We start from the raw sequence: 24,547 nt of genomic DNA on the forward strand, positions 1-24,547 counted from the left end.
TACTACTAACCACAAGCAAATTGACAAACAGAGAAAAGCCATTCATACCCACTAAAAACAATTTTATCGCATATTATTAAGCATTTAAGACAACACACATTCACTTTTTTTCAAAAAACACCCATTTCTCAAATTATCATATTTTGAATGATTCTAAACAGTATTTATTTAATTTTTCTTAAAATTATCGGAAGCATTAGTAAATTCAATAAGTGTAGGTTAAATATCTTAACTCTTCAAAACATCACACCTTAAATTTATTTTGTATTGTTAATCACATTTTCATACATTCGGTATGAGTTTAGTCTAAACCATATGATATATATTATCAATTTACTGTGTTAGCGAAGAACAAGAGAAGAATTTGTGTGAATGAAATGAATGCAGCCTTTGCATACGATTCTAACAAGTTATACAAAGGCATTTCACCTTCATTCAGATAGACTAATCGCTCAATCCAACAAATTGATAAGTCAAACCAAAGGATTGCATATGCTTTCGAAAGCTTTTAATTGCAATTCCAGTGCTTTTACACGGCCGACTTGTTCATTAACATGGCGTACCAGAACATTTAACGAGCCGTTTAGTCCTCTAACACTACGATCTTTTACATTTACACAAGCGTTTCATGCTTTAACACTGATGTTTCATGCTTTAACATGTACTTCCTAAGCATTTACATGGCAGTTTTAAGCATTAACACTTGCGTTTCGTCCATTATAACCAATGTACGAAGCTTTAAAATACGACCCCCCGCGAATAGACAACCAACGATACATGTCACAGTATCACACAGCTATCTGCCTCTCATTCATTTTGGGTGAGTCGAATACGTATTTACGATTTAAATTTCGGCAAATGCACCAACAACAAGCCATTTGCCAAACAAATAACATTCTAATGATCGCTAGATATTTAAGCAAACTGCAAAGTTATCAGCACATCGAAGATGTACTGGAAGATAACCAATCGGTATTCGAAACCGATCAATCTACAAAAGGTCAAATTACAGTTTTCAAAGGTTACCATGCCAAATTACGCCACCTCCAGATAGAGCATAACCAGTCAACAAAAGCTGTAACCTCTGAAAAAAATAATTTATACAAAGATCTTTCAATGAAATCCAAATTGATAATAATAGCCTTGATTCGTTTCGCAAACGACACCGATAACGAAACACTACGCGTTAAATTGGAAGAACTACAAGATCAGTTGGCACGCAGGTCACAAATTGTACGCCTTGCAGCAGCATTCGTATTGCATGAGCTATGTGTTACTTATACAAGCGAACTGGCCAACTACTCTATCTCTGCTGATTTCATTACCGCCTACAAAAAATGCATCGACGATATTGAAATCCAAAATGCTAAGAAAGATCTAATTCTGGATGAGAATAAGAAAAACAAAAAGAAGCTTTCAGAAATGATTCGAACCATCGATACCTTCCTAAAAGACAAGCTCGATTGGTCAATCGAAAGCTATCGTGAGTTAAATTCTAAAATGGTAAATGCCTACTTTACTGCTCGCAAACTAAAGATCGTTATCTATCAACACATCGCCATCCGAGGTTTTGTTGTAAACAAGCAAAACCGAGAACCTATTGCAAATGGTAATGTTAGCGTACTTGGAACGGATCTGGAAACCAAAATCACTGAAAAAGGAAACTTCACATTCAAGAATTTCCCTGAAGGCGAATTCACGCTAAAGATAGAGAACATCAATTACGAAACTACAACGCTCACCATTCGTCGTTACAGCAACCAATATCTTAACATTAAAGTAGAGATGCAGCCATTACCGATTTCCCAACAGGTAGAATAACAAAACTGCTCAACCCTCGCTTTCAAGCGGGGGTTTCTTTTCCTTAACACAGGTCAATCATCCTAAATCAATCCAAAGATTTCATTTCGATTGGGAGCCACTGCCAATTTTATCATATCCCCGATTCAAGCCTGTTCGGTAGGAGCAACGCAGGTGGAGCCCCCTAGGAAAAAAAGCGGTAAATAGAAATGCTGAAGAACGAAGAATGAGTGAGACTATCTATTTCTATTCGCTTTTGAGCCGTATTGGGTCACAGGCTAGGTACGCCGTAGATTGTTATTCGCGAAATATTATTTCGGGTGCTCATTGTCTCATTTCGTTCGGCAGCTTACTTTCTCATCTACGGAGAAAAGTATGAACCTGTCTGGCTCGAAGACAAAACAAACATTTTATTTTCGTCGCAGTAAACCATCCACACCAATCAACAAACCCAGTTGCGACGAGTTATTGTAGAACCCATTAACCCAGGGCGGCAGTCGTTATCACTCCCTTCCCCTGGGCTATTAAGATACTTGCCCTTTAGGCAAACCCAATACTCAAAGAATAATTATTTTTTTCTCCAAACCGTCATTTCCGCAAGCGTATGCTGAAACTTACGCGATGTTTCCCTTATCACGAAAGGCACATCTTTGGGTTCTCCTAGCATTTCAAACTGATCGGATAAGGTATCCTTCAAACCCTGAAGAGTAGAATAAGGCTCACCATCCTTTCTGAAGCCACCAATCCAGTTTTCCACTTCGGTAAACTCCTCTAACCAGGTATAAGGAGAAGTTAATACCAACAAACCATCTTTGTTGATTCTATTGGCAATCTCTTTCAGGAATTTCTTAGGATCGTACAGTCTGTCCAGCAAGTTCCCTGCAAAAACCAAATCGTAACCCGAATATAAAGTTTTCAAATTACAAGCATCGGCTTGATAGAACTCTACCTTATCACGACATTGGTCCAAAGCAAAATCACTCAACTTAAACTCTTGGTAAGAGCTCAGTTGTCCCTCCTCTTGTCGGATATAATTCAATTTCCCGCTCTCTTTAAGCTGCGTACCAATTCGGATGAAACGAGCCGAAAAATCGAGCCCCGTAACCTGATCGAAATACTTTGCCAATTCGAAAGTCATGCGTCCGGTTGCACATCCCAAATCCAAAGCATTACTTCTCTTTATATCCTTTATGTAGCTCTTGATCAAACCAATACACGAAAGCGCATAATTTTCTACACCAAAGTACTTTTGCCCGTACTGGAACTCGCAATACTGCGACACCAGCTCATCGGTTTCATAATAATCCGACTTGATTTCCACCTCCTCTTCCGATTCGATATATCGGAACCCGGCATGCTGAAAGAAGTGACGACGAAATGCGTAACGCGAATCCCGAATCGCAAGATTCCCCGTTGAAATCCACGATCCCCCTTTTATCAGGTTGTGCTTGGCATCAAAAGTAGGAGTCGAAAAATCATCATAGAAAGGATGCACCTCAAAACCATCCAAGCCTGAAATCGGCATTTCGGTCCATTGCCACACATTCCCCACCACATCGTAAAAACCATCCGATTCGAATTGATCTACCGGACAAGGAGATGCATAGTGTTCCAGATTGATGTTTCCAGGTGCTTGCTCCCATTCCGGTTGATCCGGAATTTGCACACTATCGTAAAGACGGTAATACTCCGCTTCGGTGGGCATTCTTAATTTCTTTCCCACTTGCGCAGATTTCCAATTGCAAAAAGCCTTGGCCTCCAAATAATTTACTTCCACGGGCCAATTCCAGGGCATTTCAATCTCCTCACTCATCAAACGAAGCTTCCATTGCCCTCCATCCCTCAACCAAAAGAACGGATAGCTGCACTGCTTGTATTGTACCCAACTCCAGCCCTCTTCGGTCCACCATTTTTCGTTTCCATAGCCATCATCATCCACAAATGCCTTAAACTCCTGATTCGAAACCAAATATCTTGATGCATTAAAAGATTTAATTTCAGATTTAAAGCTTCCAAATTCATTGTCCCAACCATAAAGCGCATCATCACGATCCTTTCCAATGCTCACCTTCCCTGCCGCTACTTTTTGCAATACATTTTCAGGAGCCACAGCACTCACTGTGCAGTTTTCAAACAAATCAATCTGCTGAACCTGATCAACAGGCAATTGCCTGATCAATACCGATGATGTCTCGATGTGAATTCGCTGATGTTCAATCCCCATTAAGATCACCCAAAATTGAGACTCCCAGTCGATAGGCATTTGCAAGGGAAGCTCAAGAATCAGATGCTCGATAATTTGCTTCACTTGTCTGCGATATTGCTTCACATCTTCCAACTTAGGCCAGTCGTAATGTTGCTCATTCAAATCGTCCCACGACATCTCATCCACACCAACTGCAAACATCGATTCAAATTTGGGATTCAGCCTCTCGTTTAGAATCCCCGCCAAAATCAATTTATTGATGTAAAAGGTAGCCGTGTGTCCAATGTAAAAAATCAAAGGGTGACGAAGCGGATCAGCTCTCATGTAGAAAGCCTCTTCACTTCTTAAGCTGTTGTACAATCTATCATCCAGCTCCCAGGTGACTTGAAAATATTTTAAAATCTCTGCCCTCTTTTCCTCAGGCCTTCCCTCGTTTAAAATTGGAGATTTGTTTACAAGGATGTCATTATTTAGTAGAATATCTTTTTTATTTTCCATTACGAATTTCATTAATCTTAATACTCATCTGAAGTTAATGAAAAAACAAGCCACCACAAATCAAACTCACAAAACATCACGTATTTAAGAAAAAATTAACAGCTCGAAAACATACCAATCCATTATCCGTCGCAATAAACACACCACACAAAACAACACTCCCAATTGCGACGATCCCATTTGAAACCCATTAACCCAGGGTAGCGGTCATTATCACTCCCTTCCCCTGGGCTATATGATCATTGCCCTTCAGGCAAAAGCATCCCATAATAAACCCTTTAATCGGAGGCTGTCAATTATTCGATCATACCAACCATTCAAACCATTTTAGTATGAGCAAGGCAGGTGGGGCAGCCATAGGCGAAAATGATGGCTAAAAATAAATTCTGTGGAGTGAGGCACGAACGCAACTATTATTTCTTTTCATCATTGAGCCGTAATGGGTCACAGGCTAGCTGCGCCGTAGATTGTTATTCGCGAAATATAATTTCGGGAGCTCATTGTCTCACTTCGTTCAGCAGCTTACTTTCTCATCGATGGAGAAAGTATGAGCCCATGTGGCTTAAAGACAAGACAAACTCTTATGAAAATTACCCTTAAAACACATTAATTCTCACGCCCCTTCAGGGCTTCGTTTAACACACCTCATTATCAGGGCATTGACCTGCTCTATTGTTCACGCCATTTCAAGGCTCAAACTTGATTCAATAACTTAACTCACATATTTTTTCGTACCTTGATAAAAACCAATACCAAACAACATGACCTATATTCTATTTATCATCATTGGAATCATTGCCGGCTGGCTGGGCAGCATCATTGTTAAAGGAAAAGGCCAGGGACTTCTCATCAACATGATCGTAGGAATCATCGGAGCCTTCATTGGTGGAAGCATCTTGGATCTTCTCAACATCAATATGCCTGGCTTTTTTGGAGTTCTGGTCGCATCAACACTAGGGGCCGTTGTTTTAATTTGGCTCATCGGCTTAATTCGAAGGTAAGCCTCATTTCTCAAAAAAGTAATCTGAATCTACCTTACAGATCCGAACGGCATATTTCTCATACCAATCTTCCTTTCCTCGTTTCTGCGCAATTTTATGCGCCGGATGCTCCTGCCATTTCTTAATTGCCTCCAAACTCTCCCAATACGAAACCGTAATGCCCAATTCATTCCTTGCCGATTCCACTCCCAGGAAGCCTGCCTGTGTTTTGGCCAGCTCTATCATTGTATTGGCCATTTCCGAATAACCTTCATCTCCTTCTGCCCTTACCGATGAGAAAATCACAGCGTAATATGGCGTTTTAAATGTCTTGGCAATCATTGTTCTGTAAAATTTGTTTTAACCACTTCCTTATTGTCTTTGTTTAGCATTTGCTTGGGAATACAATCCTTAATGGTACTAATCACAGAAGTCAGAAGATTCTTTCTCACCTCGCTTTTCAGTTGAATCAAGCTGATTTCCCTTACCTTATCATTTCCTTTGATCTCCTTTAACAAATCCTCCTGATCAACAGGAATCATTAATGTTGCCAGTTCAGGAACAAAAGTAATTCCACCCTTGTATTCCACAATTCTTCGCAAGGCATCTATATTATTGCTTTCATAAACCAGTTCACTCTCCTCTTTTTTGTTTAAAGAACAGATATTGCTTACCTGATCCATAAAACAATTCCCTTCCTTAAGCATCCATATACTGTTACGATCTATCTCATCAATTCCAATTTCATCTTCTTCAAACAAATCATGCTTATCGGATACATAGAGATAGAACTTCTCGTAAAAAATCGGGCAAACTTCCAAATTGCTCTTCAGTTGAATTGGGGTTGATATGATTCCTCCATGCAAACTACCATCCTTCACACCTTGTAAAACCTCCTCTGTAATCATCTCTTTAACGGTGAGTTTCAATTTCGGATAGCGCTGATTGAGTTCATCCACAAACAAAGGCACCAAATATGGCGCAAGGGTTGGAATAATTCCCAAACAAAGCTCTCCCTGAATGTCTTCAGATAAATTCACAGCAAAATCTTCCAAATGCTTCGATTCTGTAATCAGCAACTGTGCTTTCTCCAGAAAAAGATTTCCATTTGTGGTGGGTTCCACCTGCTTTCTGCTTCTGTCGAAAAGCTTTATTCCCAGTTCATCTTCCAATGCTTGTATTTGCAAGCTAACCGCAGGTTGCGACACTCCCATAAACTTGGCCACCTTACCATATCCTCCCAGTTTTTGCAAAGCCAAAGCATATTCAAGCTGTTTTAAGGTCATTCTCTAATAATTATTTTTAATTAAAAACTAAATTTAATTAAATTATCTAATACTACTAACCAATTATCGACAATGCCCATAATTTCAAGCAAAATCTACTTTTATTAAATGGTAAAAGATAAAAAAACACGAATTGTTTATAACTTTGAGGGCTCTAAATAAATCGAACAATAAAGACAATAGAGCTTTATTATTCAAACTTTGAACATTATACTGTATCCATGAAAATAGGTATTATAGGGGCAATGGAAATTGAGGTGGTAAGACTTCGAGCATTATTGTCGGATAAAAATGAACAAAAAAAAGGTGGTTTTGTATTCTATACCGGAAAGCTAAACGGAAATGATATTGTTCTGTTACAATCAGGTATTGGAAAAGTAAATGCTGCAATTGGTGCAGCCATCATGATCGATAATTACGCTCCTGATTTTGTAATTAACACAGGTGCTGCAGGAGGATTTCCCGGTGATTTAAAAGTTGGTGATATTGTTATCTCCAAAGAATTGATTCATCACGATATGGACTGTACAGTTTTTGGATACAAAACCGGTCAGGTTCCAGGGATGCCTGAGAGCTTTGCTGCTGATGAAAAATTAATCGATTTGGCTGATAAATGCATTCATAAATTGATTGATGTAAAAACCAAGACAGCAACAATTCTTACCGGCGATCAGTTTATGAATAATCCTGAAGCCACTAAAAAAATTAAAGATACCTTCCCAACTGCCGAAGCTGTGGAAATGGAAGGAGCTGCAATCGCTCAAACTTGCTTTCAATTTAAAGTTCCTTTTGTTGTTATCCGATCAATTTCGGATATTGCAGGACAAGAGAATGCAGTTGAGTATGAAGAATTTGTTGAAACCGCTGCTGTAAACTCAGCAAATATGGTTGTTGAAATGACCAAAGAATTAGCAAAATAGTTTAAATAAAAGAATATGGAAAAGATAGATAGCTTTACGGTTGATCACAATAAATTAAAAAGAGGTATTTACGTATCAAGAAAAGATCAGTTTGGTGACGAAACCATTACAACATTCGACATCAGAACCAAATTGGCCAACCAGGAACCTGCTATGGATATTCCTGCAATGCACACCATGGAGCACCTTGGAGCGACATTCCTAAGAAACAGCAAAGAGTGGTCAGACAAAACAGTTTACTTCGGCCCAATGGGCTGTAGAACCGGATTTTACATCATCTTCCATGGCGATTTAAAATCAGAGGATATTATCGATGTTACCAAAGAAATGTTCGATTTTATGGCTGATTTCGAAGGTGAAATTCCAGGAACCAACAAAATAGAATGTGGCAACTACGTTAGTCACGATCTAACAGTTGCAAAATGGGAATCAGATAAATACAGAAAAGAAGTACTTTCTAATCTTACTGAAGAAAATTTGAATTACCCACAATAATTCAATAATAGATAAAGAAACTTAGGTCGTCAGAATATGGCGGCCTTTTTTATTGATTAATTTTCATTAAATTTATGGAAAACCTAAGACCCCTAATCAATGAAAATTACTGGTTTTCGATTCTTTATCATTACTGCTTTAATACTACTTATACCAATTTACAGCAATTGGAGACTACTATTGAATGGGAATAAAACCGAAGGAATCGTTATTAAAACCAGTAAGGACAATATGGGGCAACTCTACTCCATTTACTCCATCATTCAATATGAAGTTGAAGATAAAACCTACCAACTAAAAGGATTGGAAAATGTTGAGTATCCACTTGGAAAAAATTTTACCATACTATTTGATCCTGATAATCCCCATGAAGCAATTCTATATAATTTCAAAGGCATTTACTTTAATCGTTCAACCTCTGTTGCCATTGTCATGTTCGTTTTGTGGGTAGCTTTTTATTTAAGCTTTAGTCCCAAAAGTGACAAAAGAAGATCTCAAAGAGAGAAGTTCAACTCCAATGGAAAAATCTCCCATAACAAATTAAACTAGCCTCTAGCATTTCATCAAATAACTAATTTTCAATCTTTTTAAGATTTATTGACATTTAATTGGCACGCATCTTGCAATTCTGTGATCGACTGCAGTAAAATTATTTGGGTTAGAAATATTTATTAGTTATGAAACGAAATACATTAACATTAGTAGCGATTTTAATATTGGGAGCAATCTCTTTTTCAAGTTTTGCAGAAGGAAAAGAATTAAGCATACAAGAAAAGAAAGAACTTAGAAAAGAAAAAAGAGCGGCTCGAAAAGCCGAAAGAAAAATGTATGATAGAGAAATGCACAAAATAGCCTATCAAGCATTAAAAGATCTGGATTTTGTACTGGAAGCAAATACGTTATATGGAAAAAGAGGAAAAACAATAATGGTTTCGGACCACTTGAATTTCATTTCTGTAGAGAAGGATAAAGCGGTATTGCAATTGGCTTTTATGGGTTATAGCGGTCCCAATGGATTAGGAGGTATAACACTTAAGGGAAGAGTTTCCAACAAAGAATATTCCACCGACAAACATGGAAATCAGTTTTTGAAATTTAATGTAATGGGAGCAGTTTTAAACGCAGAAGTTAGAATTAGCTTAAATGCATCAGACAATACAGCCGATGCATATGTGAATGCCAGCACATCAAGTGGTAAGATTCAATTTCGCGGAAGCCTGGTACCAAAAGGTGATACCAGAACCTACAAAAGTGGATTCGATATTTAATTGATATTGGTTTACAAGTTTAAAACCGTTCTTTCATAAAGGAGCGGTTTTTTTATGCACAAAACTCGTTAAGCCCAATTTTCAATTCTATCTTTGCAGCAGAACAAATTTTTAAAGAATGAACAAACCTGAATTATTATTACCTGTTGGAAATCCTGAAATGTTTCATGCTGCAGTAAAAGGTGGAGCTGATGCCGTATACCTGGGATTGCGTCAATTTAATGCACGTGGAAGAGCATCAAACTTTACAAGCTCACAACTGCTGGCACTCATTAAAATTGCAAGGAAAAACAACATCAAGGTTTATCTTACTTTAAATACGGTAATTAAAAATGAAGAATTACCTGACTTGCTGGATACTTTAAATCTGATTCAGAAAACTGGTATTGATGCCATCATCATTCAGGATTGGGGCGTATACCACCTGGTAAAAAAGCATTTTCCTAAGATTACCATACATGCAAGTACACAAATGGCACACCACAATTCATTGGGAGCTATTTATTGTAAAAGCAAGGATTTCGAAAGAGTTGTTATGGCAAGGGAATTGACACTTCCTGAATTAAAAGAAATTCGTAAAAAATCGGATATTGAATTGGAGATATTCATGCATGGAGCTTTATGCTACTCTTTCTCTGGCATGTGCTTGTTTAGCAGCTTTCTTGGCGGAAGTGGTGCAAACAGAGGTTTGTGCGCCCAACCTTGCCGCAGGTTCTATGAAACAGGAAAAGAAAAAAGCTATGTCTTTAGTCTAAAAGACAATCAAGCAGTGGATGTATTGCCTGAGCTTATGAAAATGGGGGTAGAATCCATTAAGATAGAAGGAAGATTAAAACCTGCAGAGTTTGTATATAATGTATCAAGAGCCTATCGAAAAGTAATTGATAATAACGACCTAAAAACGGCTAAGGAAATTCTTGCCTATGATATGGGACGTGAGAAGACCGGTTATTTTCTTGCCGGAAATGTAAACAAAGCCATTACAGAAAATACAAACACTGGAATTTTGATTGGTACTGTTGAAAAGAGATCCAGAAACTCAGTTATTTTCACCTCTTCTCATGAAATACAAATGGGAAACAGAATCAGATTCAAACAAAAAAATGGCGAGCCTCAAAAAGCCGTTAAAGTAAAAGAATTTAAGGAGCTTGGCAAAGGGACTTATCAACTTGAAATTGGAAATGTTGTAGCTGAGAAAGGCGATCAGGTATATTTGGCTGGAATGATGCAGGAAAAATTTCCCAACAAGTTCCGTGAGGAAGGTAAACCACTCAAAGCTAACATGCATAGAACTGAGAAAGCTAAAATTTTAAACTCTTTAGGTAAAAAGAATATTCCACAAAAAGAACAAATCTATGTTCGCATTGATTCCTTAGCCTGGTTGCGTAAAGTAAACTTAAACGAGCTAAACTATTTAATACTTAACCTTAAAAAAACTGAATGGGAAGAGTTGAAATGGGATGTTCCTTTTCTTCAAAAGAATGCAAACAAACTAATTATTGAATTGCCAAAATTCATTCAGGAAAAAGATTTGGAATTCTACAAGCAGCTTTGCAAAAAAGCCATGCGAAATGGATATCAAAACTTTATGCTGAGTCATCTTTCTCAAAAGCTATTGCTTCCAAACAAAGCTCGCATTTCTTGCAACGAAAATGTTTACCTTTTTAACGATGCTGCAATTGCTCACCTGCGAGATGAAAAAATCAACCTATTCTGTCATCCACAGGAAAATGATCTGGAAAACCTATTGAAGAGCAATGATCGTTTTGGAATTGTTCCCGTGTACTTCTACCCTCAATTATTCTACTCACGTATGCCAGTTAAAACGGTAAACGATGAGTTAATTGATGATATGCAAGGGGAATACAACAAAGAGCTTCGCGATGGAATGACCATTGTTTATCCAAAACACCCGGTTACCTGGATGCAACAGAAAAATAACCTTTACAAAGAAGGATTCAGAAGATTTTTAATTGACTTGAGCAATGAGAAAGTATCATCAAACACTTTTAAAAGACTGATGAAGAACTTCCAGCAATCGAAACAAGTACAGCCATCAACCAGCTTTAACTTGAAAAAAGGACTGAAATAATTAATTACAAATTAAGAATGAGTAATTGCGAATTTTGCAAATACCTTTGACATTAGATCTAACATTTCTATTACAATCGTAATTCGTAATTGCCAATTCGTAATTAAATAAAACATGTTGCTAAATGGGTAAAAACCCTTAGTAAAGACAGAGTTTTTTTACTATTTTGGCGATCGAACAATTTTAATATTAACACTAAACCTAACAAAGTGAAAAAGACGTTCCTTTATTTACTTGTAGCAGGTATGGCATTTACAGCCTGCGATGGAAAAAAAAGCGAGCAAAAGACTGACAATCCGTTTTTTGCTGAGTACAACACTCCATATCAAACTCCTCCGTTTGATTTAATTAAATTCGAACATTTCGAGCCAGCTTTCATGAAAGGTATGGAAGAAGGTCGTGCGGAAATTGATGCAATTGCAAACAGCAAAGAACCTCCAACTTTCGAAAACACAATTTTAGCATACGAAAAATCAGGTGCTTTATTGGATAAAGTAGGAAATGTATTCTACAATATTAAAGGATCGGAAAACAACGATTCTATTGCTGCATTAGCTAAAAGATTATCTCCAATTACAACTAAGTATTATGGTGATATTAGCTTAAACGAAAACTTATTCAAAAGAATTAAGGCAGTTTACGAACAAAAAGATCAACTTGAACTTTCTGTTGAAGAACAAACTATGCTAGATAAAATCTACAAAGGATTTGTTCGTGGTGGCGCTAATCTTCCAGCTGACAAGAAAGATCAATTGCGTAAGATCGATGAAGAACTTGCTTCATTAACTCTTCAATTTGGTGAAAATGTATTGAAAGAAACCAATAATTTTGAATTGGTTATCGACAACGAAAAAGATCTTGCTGGTCTTCCTGCTGGTGTTGTTGCTGCTGCTGCTGAAACTGCAAAAGCTGCTGGCAAAGAAGGAAAATGGCTGTTCACTACTCAAAAGCCAAGCATGTTACCTTTCCTACAGTATGCTGATAATCGTGATCTTCGTAAGAAGCTTTACATGGGATATGTAAACCGTGGTAACAACAACAACGAGTACGACAACAAAGAGATTGCCAAGAAATTGGTAAATCTGCGTATTCAACGTGCTAAATTATTCGGATACAACAACTATGCAGAATATGTTCTTGAAAAGAACATGGCTAAGAATCCTGAAAATGCTTTCAAATTATTGAACAAGCTTTGGAAAGCTGCTCTTCCTAATGCGAAGAAAGAAGTGAAGGAAATGCAAAAAATCATCAACAAAGAAGGTGGTAAATTCAAGCTAGCTTCTTGGGACTGGTGGTACTATGCTGACAAAGTAAAGAAAGCAAAATACGATCTTGACGAAGAAGAATTGCGTCCATATTTCGAAATTAACAACGTTCGTGAAGGTGCATTTGCATTGGCTAATAAGCTTTGGGGTGTAAAATTCGTTGAACGTAATGATATTGCGAAATTCAACCCTGAAAACCAGGTATTCGAAATGCAGGAAGCTGATGGAACTCACATTGGTATTTTCTATATGGATTTCCACCCACGTGCTTCAAAACGTAGTGGTGCCTGGATGAGTTCATTCCGTAAACAATCAGGTTTTGGTACTGATAAAGAAGTTACTCCAATCATCATGAATATTTGTAACTTCACTAAGCCTGTTGGTGATACTCCTGCATTGTTAACTCCAGATGAAGTTGAAACTTTATTCCATGAATTTGGTCACGCTTTACACGGATTCTTCTCGAAGTGTAAGTACAACTACCTTTCAGGAACTTCTGTATCTCGTGATTTTGTAGAGCTTCCTTCTCAGGTAATGGAAAACTGGTGTTTCGAACCAGAAATGTTAGCTATTTACGCGAAACATTACAAAACTGGTGAAGTAATTCCATCTGAATTGGTTAAGAAAATTCAAAATGCTGGTAAATTCAACCAAGGTTTTGCAACTGTTGAGTATTTGGCTGCTTCAATGTTAGATATGAAATATCATACTTTAACTGAGCCATTGACTGAAGATGTGATGACTTTCGAAAAGAACTACCTGGAAGGATTAGGTTTGATTCCTGAAATCTATTCAAGATATCGTTCAACTTACTTCAAGCACATTTTTGCTGGTGGTTATTCAGCTGGTTACTATGCTTACATTTGGGCTGGTGTTCTTGATTCAGATGCTTTCCAGGCATTTAAAGAAACTAGCTTATTCGACAAGCAAACAGCTAAATTATTCCGCGACAATGTATTGTCTAAAGGTGGTACTGAAGACCCAATGGAATTGTACAAGCGATTCAGAGGTGCAGAGCCAAACGAAGATGCTCTTTTAATAAAGAGAGGATTAAAATAATCAAAAGCTGTTGGCAATTAGCCATTCGCTTATAGCAAAATATAAAAACCGATTCACAATGTGAATCGGTTTTTTGTTATTATTCATTACTCATTATTAATTTATAATTACTCTTCGTATTCTGCTTTGGTGATATACATATTTAAAACCTTTTGCTGCATGGCATCTATCGGATAACCTTCTGGCTCTAATACAAAATTCATGGCAATGCCATCCAACATGGAAGTCAAAAATTCGGTTTCCATTTCAGGATCGGCAGCTCCGGTTTTACTGAAATATTCATTCAACACATCAAATTTCATACTTACAATTTCATCTAACTCTTGCTGATACAAAGGCAAAACTCCTGGTTGTAATCGTAATGCGTAAAACAATTTGAAGAATTTTAAATTCTTCTCAATAGAATCTACATAATCGTTAATAAAGAAAAGCAACTCAACCTCCTGAAGATCCCCATCCTCATTTGGATCCAAACCGTCGTATAATACATGAACAGCTTCGTCCACTATGGTATGCAGCAAATCTTCCTTGGTTTCAAAATAAGAGAACAATTGATCTTCTGAAATCTCGGCAGCTTTTGCAATTTTTGCTCCTTTGGCAGCAAAATACCCCTCCTGCACAAAAATCTCCAAGGCGGCATTTAGTATCTCCCTCCTTTTCTCAACATCTTGTGGTAATTTATTTTTAGAAGCCATAACAACAATCATTTAGATAAAAAACATCGATTTTTAACTAAGTTACGACAGAAATTTGCTTACTTCCAAAAAAAAACAATGGATACATATAAATGCATCCATTGCCATTCAATTGATAAAACCGTTCTAGTTCCCTAAAACTTAATTTAAAACCTAACCTTTAATATAGATATTTACTTAATTGTCCGGCATCAACCATGATAAAACGGAATACCATACCACCAAGAAGAATTAAAAATGCAGGAAGTGCCACAGGAATTCTCTTCCCTCTCAGTTCCATGATTTCCAAAATTGCAGGAACCAATAATCCCAGTACAACTACTCCACCCCAGAATGGTAATGTATATGCACCTCCAAGGAAAAGCTGAGCAGCTTCAATTTGAGCAGCATTACTAGCTAAAAATCCCATAAACAGGTGAATAATAAAGAAGATTTCTATTCCAATCAATATCAAATCAATTTTACTGAACAGCGTTCTTTCCAAATGATCTTTCGACATCCACATGATAACCGCAGCTCCGGTAGATAAACCTGAAACCAGGAACAGAGGTCCTAAAATGGATGTATTCCACAATGGTCTTGCATTAAATGCTGACAATAAAATACCAGTGTAGATCCCTAGAATTACTGATGACACAATCATTACCCAAGCCAATGGCTTACGGTATTTATTCACTTGTTTTTCAATAAATTCCAACCATTCTACTTTGAATTTCCAATTTGGTACCAGATCTCTCCAGTAGGCAACACACCAAACAATTGACAATGGTGTAACCAGCATCAAAACCCAAGCTCCCCATGACATTGGAGATTCTAATCGAATGGTGGTATATAATTGCCAGAAATACAACTTGTTTTTTAAATCGAGAAATAAGGCAAATAAACCAATTACCAGAATTGCCGGTACGATAAAGGTAGCTTTCCTAACTGCAGTTGGAAGCTCTTTTTCTCTGCCTAAAATGGTGTAAAGTGCTGCAAAGAATAAGATTCCTGCTGCCAAACCACCTAAAAACAAATACAATGGAATTTCCCATCCCCAAATTGCCAAAATAGGATCAATTTTAGGATTCATTCTTCCACTTATAATAATTTCTTCGTCCATAATTTGATTGTTTTTTAGATTCCGTTCATCAGAATTACCCCAGCGCAAAAGAATCCTGACAAACGGAACCCGTTATAAAACTTGAACTTGTTAAAACCTGCCAACCAACCACCATACAAAAACCAACTTGAGTAGGCTGATCAACATTATCTTGAATATTATTAAATCAGATAATAAACATGTGGCTTTGTTCCCACTTCGGGAGCCAATATTTTCCAATTCCTGTTTTGTAACAATTGATATACCTTGCTTTCTTTATCATCCAAATCGCCAAAGTACATACACTCGGTTGGACAAACGGATACACAGGAAGGCAGTTTACCTTCTTGCAGTCTGTGATGACAAAAAGTACATTTATCTACAAATCCATCGGGATGAGAATAGCGAGCATCGTAAGGACAAGACTGAACACAAGCACCGCAACCAATACATTCATGGCGAGTAACTTTTACCAGTCCACCATCTTCGTAATGACTTGCCCCGGTAGGACAACATCTTACACAAGGTGAGTTTTCACAGTGATTACAACGCTCCGACCTTAATTCAATGCTTACATTTGGAAATGTACCCTTTGCATGTTCAATCACCCAATCGCGACAATATCCAATTGGCACACGGTTTTCGTTTTGGCATGCAACAACACAATCGCTGCAACCAACACATTTTTTTGTATCAATTACCATTGCATATCTCATGATATTACCTCGCTTTCTGGTTTATCGGTTACAAAACTTACAAAGTTACCACGCATTCCGGTTCCTCCCATTACTGGATCAACCATTACATTTGTAATCAATTGAGAATCGCTTATTCCTTTTCCGAATGATCTCTTTAGTTTCTTATTGGCTCTACCAAATCCATGAACCATATATACATTGTCTTTTCCAATTCGCTCTGTTACCCTAACCTTAATAGGAAAATCAGAAACCACACCATCCTGGTTCTTTAACCAAACTTCCTGGCCATTCTCCAAATTGTTATCAGCTGCAACAAACGGGTTTACCCAAAGACAATTCTCGCTCATCAATTCATTTAGGTTTGGATTGTTGGCAGTTCTTCCGAAAGTATGCATTGGAGCCCTACCATAATTCAGGCGATAAAAACCTTGTGGTGGTTCAGGATGTGGTGTATAGTTTGGAATCGGATCAAATCCTTCCATTTCCAGATCCAAAGAATACAGTTCAATCATTCCTGTAGATGTACCAAACTCATGATAATCATCCTCATCAATAAACATTGGAGTTTTACGTTCCATTTTCAGCACTCCCTTTTCTTTCATTTCTGCTAATGAAGAACCCATTTGTTTCAATTGCCAATCGATTACTTCACCATAGCTTTCGTAATTGAAATGCTTGGATAGTTTTAATTTCTTGGCAAGCTTTCTAACAATCCAATCCGATGGTTTTGAAAGATATTTTGGTTTAACGGCTGGAACTCTTACCGCCACATTTGGGAACCTGTTCGGAGATACTCGCATATCATCGTAACGTTCCAAATAGGTGCATTCAGGCAGGATAATGTCTGCATATCCCGTGATTTCCATAGGCATGGTATCTACCACTACCAATAAATCAAGATTCTGAATTGCCTCCAGGGTTCTCTGGGTATCAGGAATTGTAGAAATTAAGTTAGTACCTACAACAAACCAACCTTTAATCTTATAATCTGATTCATTATCAGGATGAGACATATCAACAAATACATTTGCTATAGACGAACCAGCTAATGCATATGTACCATCCAAATGATCTTTCCAGGTCCAGTTTACTGGCGGGTATCCAGGGTGTGGATAAGAAGGCACTTTTGCTTTTTCCGGGAAATAGAAACCACCCTTTCTTCCCCATGAACCTAACAATGCATTCAGCATGGCCATTGCTCTCAACCTTTGTGTATCATCGCCGTACCATGTTACATGTCGTCCAGGATGAATTAAAGTTGCCGGAGCATGGAATGCCATTTCTCGTGCTGTCTGTCGAATTACATCAGCACTAATGCTTGTAATTTTTTCTGCCCACTCAGGCGTTTTATCAGCAACATGAGCCTGCAAATCTTCCAGTCCGTAAGCATATTGCTCTATATATTTCTTATCGTATAATTCTTCGCTAACAATTACGTTCATCCATGCCAGAAGCAAAGCGATATCAGTGGCAGGTTTAATCGGCAACCAATACTTCGATTTACTTGCTGCTGTTGATAATCTTGGATCAACAGTAATAATTGTAGCTCCACGATCAATGGCTTTCGACATTTCCTGCACATGAGAGTTGTGCATGTTCTCTCCAATATGATTTCCGATTAATACCAGGCATTTGGTATTCTCAAGATCAACTGGTTCCGGAGAGTTGATATTTGATCCGAATGTAGTATTGAACCCAACCTCACGTGGACCTCTACATTGGGCATAGGAAGGAGCTGTAATGTTTTTAGAACCAAAAGCTTTAAAAAGTTTTCCAAAATGTGCACCACCTGATCCATGTTTGAACAAGGCAAGACTCTCTGGCCCACTTTCTTCCTTAATTTTATTCATTTTTTCTGCGATAAAGCGGAAAGCCTTATCCCAGCTAACTTCCTTAAAAGTTTGTTTTCCATTTTCTTCAACTCGCATTAAAGGAGTCTTCAAACGATCAGGATCGTTGTACATTCCTAAACCGCCAGTACCACGAGGACAGAACCTTCCGTTTGAATGCGGATCATCCTCATTTCCTTCAATTTTCCAGATTTCACCTTTTTCGTCGGTGTAAACCCAACCGGCACACTTCCAGAAACAAACTTCACAGTATGTTGGGAAGCGCTTTATTTTCGAAGCATCCATTGGTTCAGCAGCATTTACTTGCCCTATCATGGCATTTAAAAGCGGATTGGCCAATACCAATCCTCCTGCGCCAATTGCGGATAACTTAATAAATTCTCTTCTCGATTTGTTCATCAGGTTGTTGTTTTATAATTGAACTGATGCTGTTAGAACAAACACCTGTTTATTCAATTTCGTTGAGTCTTTCAACTTTCAACAGGACTTAAAGCCTCTGCAATTTCCATTAATTTGTAGTAGCAGAATAGCTTAAACTCATACCCTCCGAGCACGAAGGGCATGAATTGAATTTATGAAAAGAAACTACTTTTGAACAGTTTCAGTAGCGGTCCACTCGAATAGAGCACCGTCATATACTTTTACTTTAGGATAAGCTAAAGCCGATTTTAATGCCATGTAAACCACACCGGCACGAACGCTGGATTCACAGTATAAGATAACTTCCTTATCCTTGGTAATACCAGCAGCATTGAATAAAGCCTGTAATTCTTCTTTAGACTTCAACTTGCTTTTGCTAGTCATAACCTTTTTGAATTCAAGGTTAATGGCATTTGGTATGTGTCCTTTAGGCAATTTTGATTCCTTAATTCCCTTGTACTCATCAGCTGAACGAACATCAACAATAACAGCTGCAGAGGAATTTGATGCTTTTTTCACCTGTACGATATCAGCAATTGCAGCTTTATTTACCGCAACATTAAAAGTTGTTGCTTTTCTTTTAACAGGATTTTTGGTTACCGGCTTACGAGCCATTCTCCAGGCTTTCATATGTCCGTCAAGAATTTTCACATCTTTTGCGCCTAAATATTTCAAAATCCAGTATACACGTCCCGAATATTTTCCTGATCCATTATCATACAATACAATGGTATTGTTATTACTGATCCCTTTTGCTCCTAAAATTTTAGCAATCTCAGCAGTTGATTTTAATGTACTTTTGGGTTCAACTTTGTAAAGATCCTTGTGATTTACATGAATTGCGCCATCAATATGAACCTTAGCGTAATCAGTAGCTTTACGTGTACTCACAAGTACTACATTATCATTCCCTTTAATTTTCAAGAATTCCTTAACTGAAATTACATCTTGAGCAAATGTCAATTGAATGCCTAAAAAGCAAACAAAAACAAGCAATAATATCTTTTTCATAATCTTTAGTTTTTAACAGTTCAATGAATTATTGGAAGCCAAATTGGCTCCCTTGTAATAATTTTTAAAATTTAACAGTTACCTGCAACATGAAAATGTCGTTATCAATTTCATCGGCTCTTTCAGCACGGTACACATAGTTCGCCTGAATTTTTGTCCAATCGTTTAAGAAGTAATTTAAACCATAAGTAGTACAGAATTCTGTATTGTTACCCATGTCTTTATCTGAATCAAAAAATTCACATTTAAATACTGGCTGCAGGTTGTTTTTAAACTTGTACATTGCCATGATAAATCCACCATCACGCTTAACACTACCTTGGTGCAATGTTAGCTCTTCGCCACAACCACCACCGGTTGTATAAGATCCAACATCTTTACCATACAAATATTCAGCTTGCAACATGAAAGCTCCTGTTTTGTACTGAAGGTCAGCACCCCATCTGGTTCTTTCATCATCTGGCATGCCAGCTGTTGCTGAAGCTGATTCTCCATACTTATAACTAGCACCAATTTTGAAATTCTTGTGAGGATTTACCACCACACGTGCAGCATAATCTTTCTTTTTATTGTCATCCTTATCGAACAATCCGTTACCATTGGTTACGGCAACACTGTATTGAAACAATGTAGTGTCTGATCCACCAAGAACCATAAAACCACGGTCGCGATCAGGAGTTGCCAATTGCTCAACTACTCTTGAACGGTTAATTGTGTGCAATTTGTGACATGGAGTGTTTAATTCCAATGAAATAGGCGATTTAAAAGAACCCATAGAGATACGAGCGAAATCGTAGCGTGAATAAGTTACAAATGCATCCAACAGGTAAGCATCTCCATCATGTCTTTGGTTATCAGGACTTGCTTCCAGCACTACGTAGTAACTGATATCATAAGGGATTTTTCCCATTACACCAATTCTAGCTCTATTAAAATCAAAAGTATTGGTATCATCATTTGCAGCATTTTCGTTATACTGATATTTAGGCTGAATAAAACCAAAAACGTTAACTCCCTCATCTGATGGCTCATCACATCCTTGTGCATTTACTAGCATAGGAATACAAAAAGCAAGTGCAAATAGTAATGCATATAATTTTTTCATGATTATCTTTTTTTTAGGTTATGGGAATTGTATTTCATCGATACAATTCCCGATATTCGGTTAGTTGTATGAATATATCTTGTTCCTGTACTAGTTTACTAATGGTAAATCAGTTGTTGGAGCAACAAACTTATGGCTCTCTAATGATGGATAAATCATTTTGTTAGAACCAAACTTTAATGATACAGCATCATAACCAAGTACATTTAAATATGCCGTAATCATAGAAGAAGTTTGACCTGTCCAACAATAGGTACAAATTTGAGCACTTGCATCAAGATTAGCCAATTCACCACCTTCTATGCTTAATGGTTGAACTCTATATGCACCAGCAATATGCCCGTAATGGTCAACATCTGTTTGCGCCCAATAGTTGTTTATGAAATAGTTCGATGGTGATGTCAAAACATCTGTAGCATTAACACCTTTAAATCCATTCGTTGTCATAGCAGTTACTCTTTCCTGAAGAATATTAGCTCCATCCGTATATGTTGACATTACACTTGGGTAATCGAAAGATTGATTGCTTTCTACAGCAGAGGTAACCCAATTTGAATGACCTTCGGCAACTGCACCGTTGGTAGCACCTGAATTACTTTCCCATGAACCTGACAAAGTTGAATTCCATCCACTCATTCCCCATTTTAATACCTTAGCGTCTGTGTATCCGCTTAAGCGAAGTGCAACTACTGCATGAGAAGCTGTTTGTCCTGTATAACAAGCTACCAATATTGGCTTTGTTGTACTTGCTGCATCTGATACAATATTTCCTAAAGTAGAATTGATTGCACCTTCGATATGGCCGGCATTGTATGCATCTGCAGATCGAATATCTATAATATCATAAGTTGAAAGGAAAGTTGCTAAGTCAGCCTGTGCCGGAGCAGCAGTAATCCATCCGGTTAAAATGTCTGGTAAATCAAGATCATTAGCTACCATATAATCAGTTAAGGTTCCAAAAACATTTGCTGGTGTAGAAGTAACAAGCGGTAAATCAACGGTAGGAGTAACAAACTGATGGCTCTCTAATGTTGGGTAGATCATATTATTTGAACCAAATTTCAACGAAACAGCATTATACCCTACCACATTTAAGTATGCTGTAATCATAGATGAAGTTTGACCAGTCCAGCAATAAGTACAAATTGTAGCATCAGGATCAAGATTAGCTATCTCATTGTTTTCAAGACTTAAAGGTTGAATTCTGTATGCACCGGCAATATGTCCATAATGATCAACATCATCTTGCGACCAATAATTATTAATAAAATAATTAGATGGAGTAGTTAAAACATCTGAAGCATTAACTCCTTTAAAACCTCCCAAAATCATTGCATTCACTCTCTCTTCAAGAATAGCAGCTCCACTTGTAGCTGTTGTATTGAATCCAGGATAGTTGAAAGTTTGGTTAGTTGCTACTGGAGTAGTTACCCAATTTGCATGACCTTCACCAACAGCACCATTATCGGCACCTGATTTTCCTTGCCAAGGTCCTGATAATGTTGAGTTCCAGCCACTCATCCCCCATTTTAAAACTTTTGCCTCGGTGTAACCACTCAAACGAAGAGCAACTACTGCATGAGATGCTGTTTGTCCGGTATAACAGGCAACCAAAATAGGTTTAGTAGTATTGGCTGCAGTATTTAAAATATTCTCCAATGATGAATTAACTGCACCTTCAATATGTCCGGCAGCATAAGCATCTGCAGATCGAATATCGATAATATCATAAGTATCAAGGAAAGTAGCCAAATCAGCCTGCGCTGGAGCTGCTGTAATCCATCCTGTTAAAACATCCGGAAGATCAAGATCGTTAGCTATCATATAATCCTTTAAGGTTTCAAAATTTTCCGATAGATCAGGACCTGGTTCTGGGGTATAAACATCATTTTCTTCCTTACAAGAGGACAGAAATAATGTCGGCACCAATGTAAAAATAAAGAAATACTTCATTAATTTTTTCATGACTCAATAGTTTAGATTTGTAATAGTTTAGGTTATAATTCAGGTTAGATAGTTCAAGTTTAGCATCCGCCGGAATCTTCTTCTTCGGAGGCAGCATATTCCATCCCACCTTCTTCAATATTATCTTCGCTGATTTCAGGATAAGCTTCGTGCCAGCCATGCCAACCTCCACTTATTACCTTTACATTTTTGTATCCCAATTGCTGTAAACGCAATGCTGCCAGTGGACTGCGGTTACTTTTCTTACAATAAAGAATAAGTAGTTCCTCTTTTTCCGGCACATAAAGTCCTTCCTCATCCCATACCTTTTCGCTTCCAATTCTGAATTCAAGAACACCGCGAGGAATAGAAACAGAACCAGGTATATAACCTTTATCGTGTTCCTTAGGAAGTCGCACATCCAATAATACATACGGATCTTCACCATTCATTAAGCTGTGAAAATCACTCACAGATATCTCGGTAACATTTTTACGGATATCAGCTACCATTTCATCAACACTTTCGTAAGACTTAACAGGACCATTTGAATCGCTGTTACATCCAACTAAAGCAATAAGGCAGATAAAGAAAAAAGCCTTGATTGTTTTCATAGATTCAATATTTAAGTTCAAAAACTGTAACATTTTGATAAGAATTATTAACTTTGCGCACCCTTCAAACGATTGCGATTATTTTGTTAAAAAAATCTTTACCGGAATAAATCCATTTAGAATCGATTGATTAAAGATTTATTTCTCTATTACAATATTACAGGATTCCTACATCCAATTCGAGAAAATCATACCCCAATCCCTCAACCCGGAATTGGTAATTTGGAACAAATAATTTGACGCTGGAAAGGTGTTTTCTTGATCTATTACATGTTTTTTTCTGACTTATAACATGTTTTCATACTCTAAATTTGTATATATTTACAGGACTAGATACAAAAACCAAAACCCCCTAGGCCTATGGCAATGCCAGTAAAAACAACCTGTTGCAAAGATTGTGTCAGCAAATCTGCTTGCTTCAAAGAACTATCTGAAGAAGAACTAGTTCTGATCGACCAAGGACGCTTCGAAGTCACATTTAAAAAAGGAGAAGTAGTATGCAAGCAAGGAATGCTTGCCTCACATTTGATCTATATTAAGAAAGGATTTGTAAAATTATACATCGAAGGAGGCCACAATAAAAATATCATTTTAACCATTGAGAAGGATGGATACATGATCGGATTACAGTCTCTTTTCGGTAATAGTGTTTTTCATTACACGGCGGTGGCTTATGAAGATACTTCCGTATGCTTATTCGAGATGAATACCATTAGTAAAATTATTGAGCAAAATTCAGGTTTTGCTTCTAAACTCATTGCCCGCTTGAATGAAAACACCATTCGCGGTTATGGTCGTTTATTTTGTCTTACACAGAAACAAGCCAGTGGAAGGTTAGCGGATATCCTTTTGTGCCTATCTGATCGCCTATACAAGAGCAACAACTTCGAGATGGCATTATCACGAAAAGACTTGGCAGAGATTACTGTAATGTCGGTAGAGAGTCTTTCTCGTGTGATTAAAGAATTTAAGGATGATAAGATCATATCCTTAGAAGGAAGATACCTGGAAATTCTCGACAGGGAAAGGCTGGAACGAATTTGTGAAACAGGATAAAATCAAATAAAAACATAAAAAGGCCGTCGGACAAATTAATTTGCGACGGCCTTTTTTTTCTTTCCCAGTCAAGGGGTGACTGATGTACATCTTGCAAATTGGTCACCCTTTGACTTTTCGTACTATTTATTCGTAATCCGAACTGAAGTCGGAATACGAAGTATCTACAAATTTTTCCCAGGCAAGGGGTGACTGATGTACATC

Annotated in this window: 20 protein-coding genes; 9 read left to right on the top strand and 11 right to left on the bottom strand. The window is 37.5% G+C overall.

Annotated elements, in window-relative coordinates:
* The first annotated feature begins 900 nt into the window (after window positions 1-900).
* Window positions 901-1,821, top strand: a complete 921-nt coding sequence (locus tag NQ163_RS12870; RefSeq protein WP_268190718.1) for a carboxypeptidase-like regulatory domain-containing protein — start codon at window positions 901-903, stop codon at window positions 1,819-1,821.
* Between the two features lie 547 nt (window positions 1,822-2,368).
* Here NQ163_RS12870 and ovoA read toward each other — a convergent pair.
* A complete protein-coding gene (gene ovoA / locus NQ163_RS12875; RefSeq protein ID WP_268190719.1) occupies window positions 2,369-4,504 on the bottom strand; it encodes a 5-histidylcysteine sulfoxide synthase in 2,136 nt (711 codons plus the stop codon).
* Window positions 4,505-5,265: 761 nt separating this feature from the next.
* Between ovoA and NQ163_RS12880 the strand changes: the two genes are divergently transcribed.
* The gene (locus NQ163_RS12880; RefSeq protein ID WP_268190720.1) at window positions 5,266-5,505 is read left to right on the top strand and encodes a GlsB/YeaQ/YmgE family stress response membrane protein; all 240 of its coding nucleotides are present in this window, start codon (window positions 5,266-5,268) and stop codon (window positions 5,503-5,505) included.
* Between the two features lie 3 nt (window positions 5,506-5,508).
* Here the strand turns inward: NQ163_RS12880 and NQ163_RS12885 are convergent, their stop codons facing one another.
* Together NQ163_RS12885 and NQ163_RS12890 are read right to left on the bottom strand one after the other, a co-directional pair.
* Window positions 5,509-5,826 carry an antibiotic biosynthesis monooxygenase family protein gene (locus tag NQ163_RS12885; protein ID WP_268190721.1) on the bottom strand — a complete coding sequence of 106 codons (318 nt, stop codon included), beginning with the start codon at window positions 5,824-5,826 and terminating at the stop codon, window positions 5,509-5,511.
* On the bottom strand, window positions 5,823-6,770 hold the full coding sequence (locus NQ163_RS12890) for a hydrogen peroxide-inducible genes activator (protein ID WP_268190722.1): 948 nt from the start codon (window positions 6,768-6,770) through the stop codon (window positions 5,823-5,825). The genes NQ163_RS12885 and NQ163_RS12890 overlap by 4 nt, the downstream gene beginning before the upstream one ends.
* 221 nt (window positions 6,771-6,991) lie before the next feature.
* Here NQ163_RS12890 and NQ163_RS12895 point away from each other — a divergent pair, with 221 nt between their 5' ends.
* From NQ163_RS12895 to NQ163_RS12920, 6 genes are all read left to right on the top strand, one after another.
* Window positions 6,992-7,690 (top strand): 5'-methylthioadenosine/adenosylhomocysteine nucleosidase, encoded by a 699-nt coding sequence (locus NQ163_RS12895; RefSeq protein WP_268190723.1) that lies wholly within the window; start codon window positions 6,992-6,994, stop codon window positions 7,688-7,690.
* A 15-nt stretch (window positions 7,691-7,705) separates the two neighbouring features.
* A complete protein-coding gene (locus NQ163_RS12900) occupies window positions 7,706-8,185 on the top strand; it encodes an S-ribosylhomocysteine lyase (protein ID WP_268190724.1) in 480 nt (159 codons plus the stop codon).
* 99 nt (window positions 8,186-8,284) lie between these two features.
* The gene (locus tag NQ163_RS12905) at window positions 8,285-8,734 is read left to right on the top strand and encodes a DUF3592 domain-containing protein (RefSeq protein WP_268190725.1); all 450 of its coding nucleotides are present in this window, start codon (window positions 8,285-8,287) and stop codon (window positions 8,732-8,734) included.
* Window positions 8,735-8,862: 128 nt separating this feature from the next.
* Window positions 8,863-9,453, top strand: a complete 591-nt coding sequence (locus NQ163_RS12910) for a DUF4251 domain-containing protein (protein ID WP_268190726.1) — start codon at window positions 8,863-8,865, stop codon at window positions 9,451-9,453.
* Window positions 9,454-9,571: 118 nt separating this feature from the next.
* On the top strand, window positions 9,572-11,545 hold the full coding sequence (locus NQ163_RS12915) for a peptidase U32 family protein (protein ID WP_268190727.1): 1,974 nt from the start codon (window positions 9,572-9,574) through the stop codon (window positions 11,543-11,545).
* Between the two features lie 209 nt (window positions 11,546-11,754).
* Window positions 11,755-13,869, top strand: a complete 2,115-nt coding sequence (locus NQ163_RS12920; RefSeq protein WP_268190728.1) for a M3 family metallopeptidase — start codon at window positions 11,755-11,757, stop codon at window positions 13,867-13,869.
* Window positions 13,870-13,976: 107 nt separating this feature from the next.
* Here NQ163_RS12920 and NQ163_RS12925 read toward each other — a convergent pair whose 3' ends face one another.
* The 8 genes from NQ163_RS12925 to NQ163_RS12960 all read right to left on the bottom strand — a co-directional run bounded on the left by NQ163_RS12925 (window position 13,977) and on the right by NQ163_RS12960 (window position 23,287).
* The gene (locus NQ163_RS12925) at window positions 13,977-14,564 is read right to left on the bottom strand and encodes a TetR/AcrR family transcriptional regulator (RefSeq protein ID WP_268190729.1); all 588 of its coding nucleotides are present in this window, start codon (window positions 14,562-14,564) and stop codon (window positions 13,977-13,979) included.
* 160 nt (window positions 14,565-14,724) lie between these two features.
* A complete protein-coding gene (nrfD, locus tag NQ163_RS12930) occupies window positions 14,725-15,666 on the bottom strand; it encodes an NrfD/PsrC family molybdoenzyme membrane anchor subunit (protein WP_268190730.1) in 942 nt (313 codons plus the stop codon).
* Between the two features lie 161 nt (window positions 15,667-15,827).
* Window positions 15,828-16,361, bottom strand: a complete 534-nt coding sequence (locus NQ163_RS12935; RefSeq protein WP_268190731.1) for a 4Fe-4S dicluster domain-containing protein — start codon at window positions 16,359-16,361, stop codon at window positions 15,828-15,830.
* Window positions 16,358-18,592 (bottom strand): molybdopterin-containing oxidoreductase family protein, encoded by a 2,235-nt coding sequence (locus tag NQ163_RS12940; protein WP_268190732.1) that lies wholly within the window; start codon window positions 18,590-18,592, stop codon window positions 16,358-16,360. Before NQ163_RS12940 ends, NQ163_RS12935 begins: the two co-directional genes overlap by 4 nt.
* 186 nt (window positions 18,593-18,778) lie before the next feature.
* Window positions 18,779-19,624, bottom strand: a complete 846-nt coding sequence (locus NQ163_RS12945; protein WP_268190733.1) for a sulfurtransferase — start codon at window positions 19,622-19,624, stop codon at window positions 18,779-18,781.
* Window positions 19,625-19,688: 64 nt separating this feature from the next.
* The gene (locus NQ163_RS12950; protein ID WP_120241854.1) at window positions 19,689-20,729 is read right to left on the bottom strand and encodes a porin; all 1,041 of its coding nucleotides are present in this window, start codon (window positions 20,727-20,729) and stop codon (window positions 19,689-19,691) included.
* 90 nt (window positions 20,730-20,819) lie between these two features.
* The gene (locus NQ163_RS12955; protein WP_268190734.1) at window positions 20,820-22,694 is read right to left on the bottom strand and encodes a rhodanese-like domain-containing protein; all 1,875 of its coding nucleotides are present in this window, start codon (window positions 22,692-22,694) and stop codon (window positions 20,820-20,822) included.
* Between the two features lie 59 nt (window positions 22,695-22,753).
* Window positions 22,754-23,287, bottom strand: coding sequence for a rhodanese-like domain-containing protein (locus NQ163_RS12960; RefSeq protein WP_170150723.1), 534 nt, complete (start codon window positions 23,285-23,287; stop codon window positions 22,754-22,756).
* 360 nt (window positions 23,288-23,647) lie between these two features.
* Here NQ163_RS12960 and NQ163_RS12965 point away from each other — a divergent pair, with 360 nt between their 5' ends.
* Entirely contained in the window at window positions 23,648-24,343 is a 696-nt protein-coding gene (locus tag NQ163_RS12965; protein WP_268190735.1) for a Crp/Fnr family transcriptional regulator, read from the top strand.
* Window positions 24,344-24,547: the final 204 nt, after the last annotated feature.

The sequence above is a fragment of the Marinifilum sp. D737 genome (genome assembly GCF_026672275.1).
GTDB lineage: Bacteria > Bacteroidota > Bacteroidia > Bacteroidales > Marinifilaceae > Marinifilum.

Coding starts and splice junctions, on each gene's coding strand:
- NQ163_RS12955 (WP_268190734.1), bottom strand. CDS start 22,694: ATGAAAAAATTAATGAAGTATTTCTTTATTTTTACATTGGTGCCGACA.
- NQ163_RS12905 (WP_268190725.1), top strand. CDS start 8,285: ATGAAAATTACTGGTTTTCGATTCTTTATCATTACTGCTTTAATACTA.
- NQ163_RS12885 (WP_268190721.1), bottom strand. CDS start 5,826: ATGATTGCCAAGACATTTAAAACGCCATATTACGCTGTGATTTTCTCA.
- NQ163_RS12940 (WP_268190732.1), bottom strand. CDS start 18,592: ATGAACAAATCGAGAAGAGAATTTATTAAGTTATCCGCAATTGGCGCA.
- NQ163_RS12895 (WP_268190723.1), top strand. CDS start 6,992: ATGAAAATAGGTATTATAGGGGCAATGGAAATTGAGGTGGTAAGACTT.
- NQ163_RS12880 (WP_268190720.1), top strand. CDS start 5,266: ATGACCTATATTCTATTTATCATCATTGGAATCATTGCCGGCTGGCTG.
- NQ163_RS12870 (WP_268190718.1), top strand. CDS start 901: ATGATCGCTAGATATTTAAGCAAACTGCAAAGTTATCAGCACATCGAA.
- NQ163_RS12915 (WP_268190727.1), top strand. CDS start 9,572: ATGAACAAACCTGAATTATTATTACCTGTTGGAAATCCTGAAATGTTT.
- NQ163_RS12925 (WP_268190729.1), bottom strand. CDS start 14,564: ATGGCTTCTAAAAATAAATTACCACAAGATGTTGAGAAAAGGAGGGAG.
- NQ163_RS12950 (WP_120241854.1), bottom strand. CDS start 20,729: ATGAAAAAATTATATGCATTACTATTTGCACTTGCTTTTTGTATTCCT.
- NQ163_RS12945 (WP_268190733.1), bottom strand. CDS start 19,624: ATGAAAAAGATATTATTGCTTGTTTTTGTTTGCTTTTTAGGCATTCAA.
- NQ163_RS12965 (WP_268190735.1), top strand. CDS start 23,648: ATGGCAATGCCAGTAAAAACAACCTGTTGCAAAGATTGTGTCAGCAAA.
- NQ163_RS12960 (WP_170150723.1), bottom strand. CDS start 23,287: ATGAAAACAATCAAGGCTTTTTTCTTTATCTGCCTTATTGCTTTAGTT.
- ovoA (WP_268190719.1), bottom strand. CDS start 4,504: ATGGAAAATAAAAAAGATATTCTACTAAATAATGACATCCTTGTAAAC.
- nrfD (WP_268190730.1), bottom strand. CDS start 15,666: ATGGACGAAGAAATTATTATAAGTGGAAGAATGAATCCTAAAATTGAT.
- NQ163_RS12900 (WP_268190724.1), top strand. CDS start 7,706: ATGGAAAAGATAGATAGCTTTACGGTTGATCACAATAAATTAAAAAGA.
- NQ163_RS12910 (WP_268190726.1), top strand. CDS start 8,863: ATGAAACGAAATACATTAACATTAGTAGCGATTTTAATATTGGGAGCA.
- NQ163_RS12890 (WP_268190722.1), bottom strand. CDS start 6,770: ATGACCTTAAAACAGCTTGAATATGCTTTGGCTTTGCAAAAACTGGGA.
- NQ163_RS12935 (WP_268190731.1), bottom strand. CDS start 16,361: ATGAGATATGCAATGGTAATTGATACAAAAAAATGTGTTGGTTGCAGC.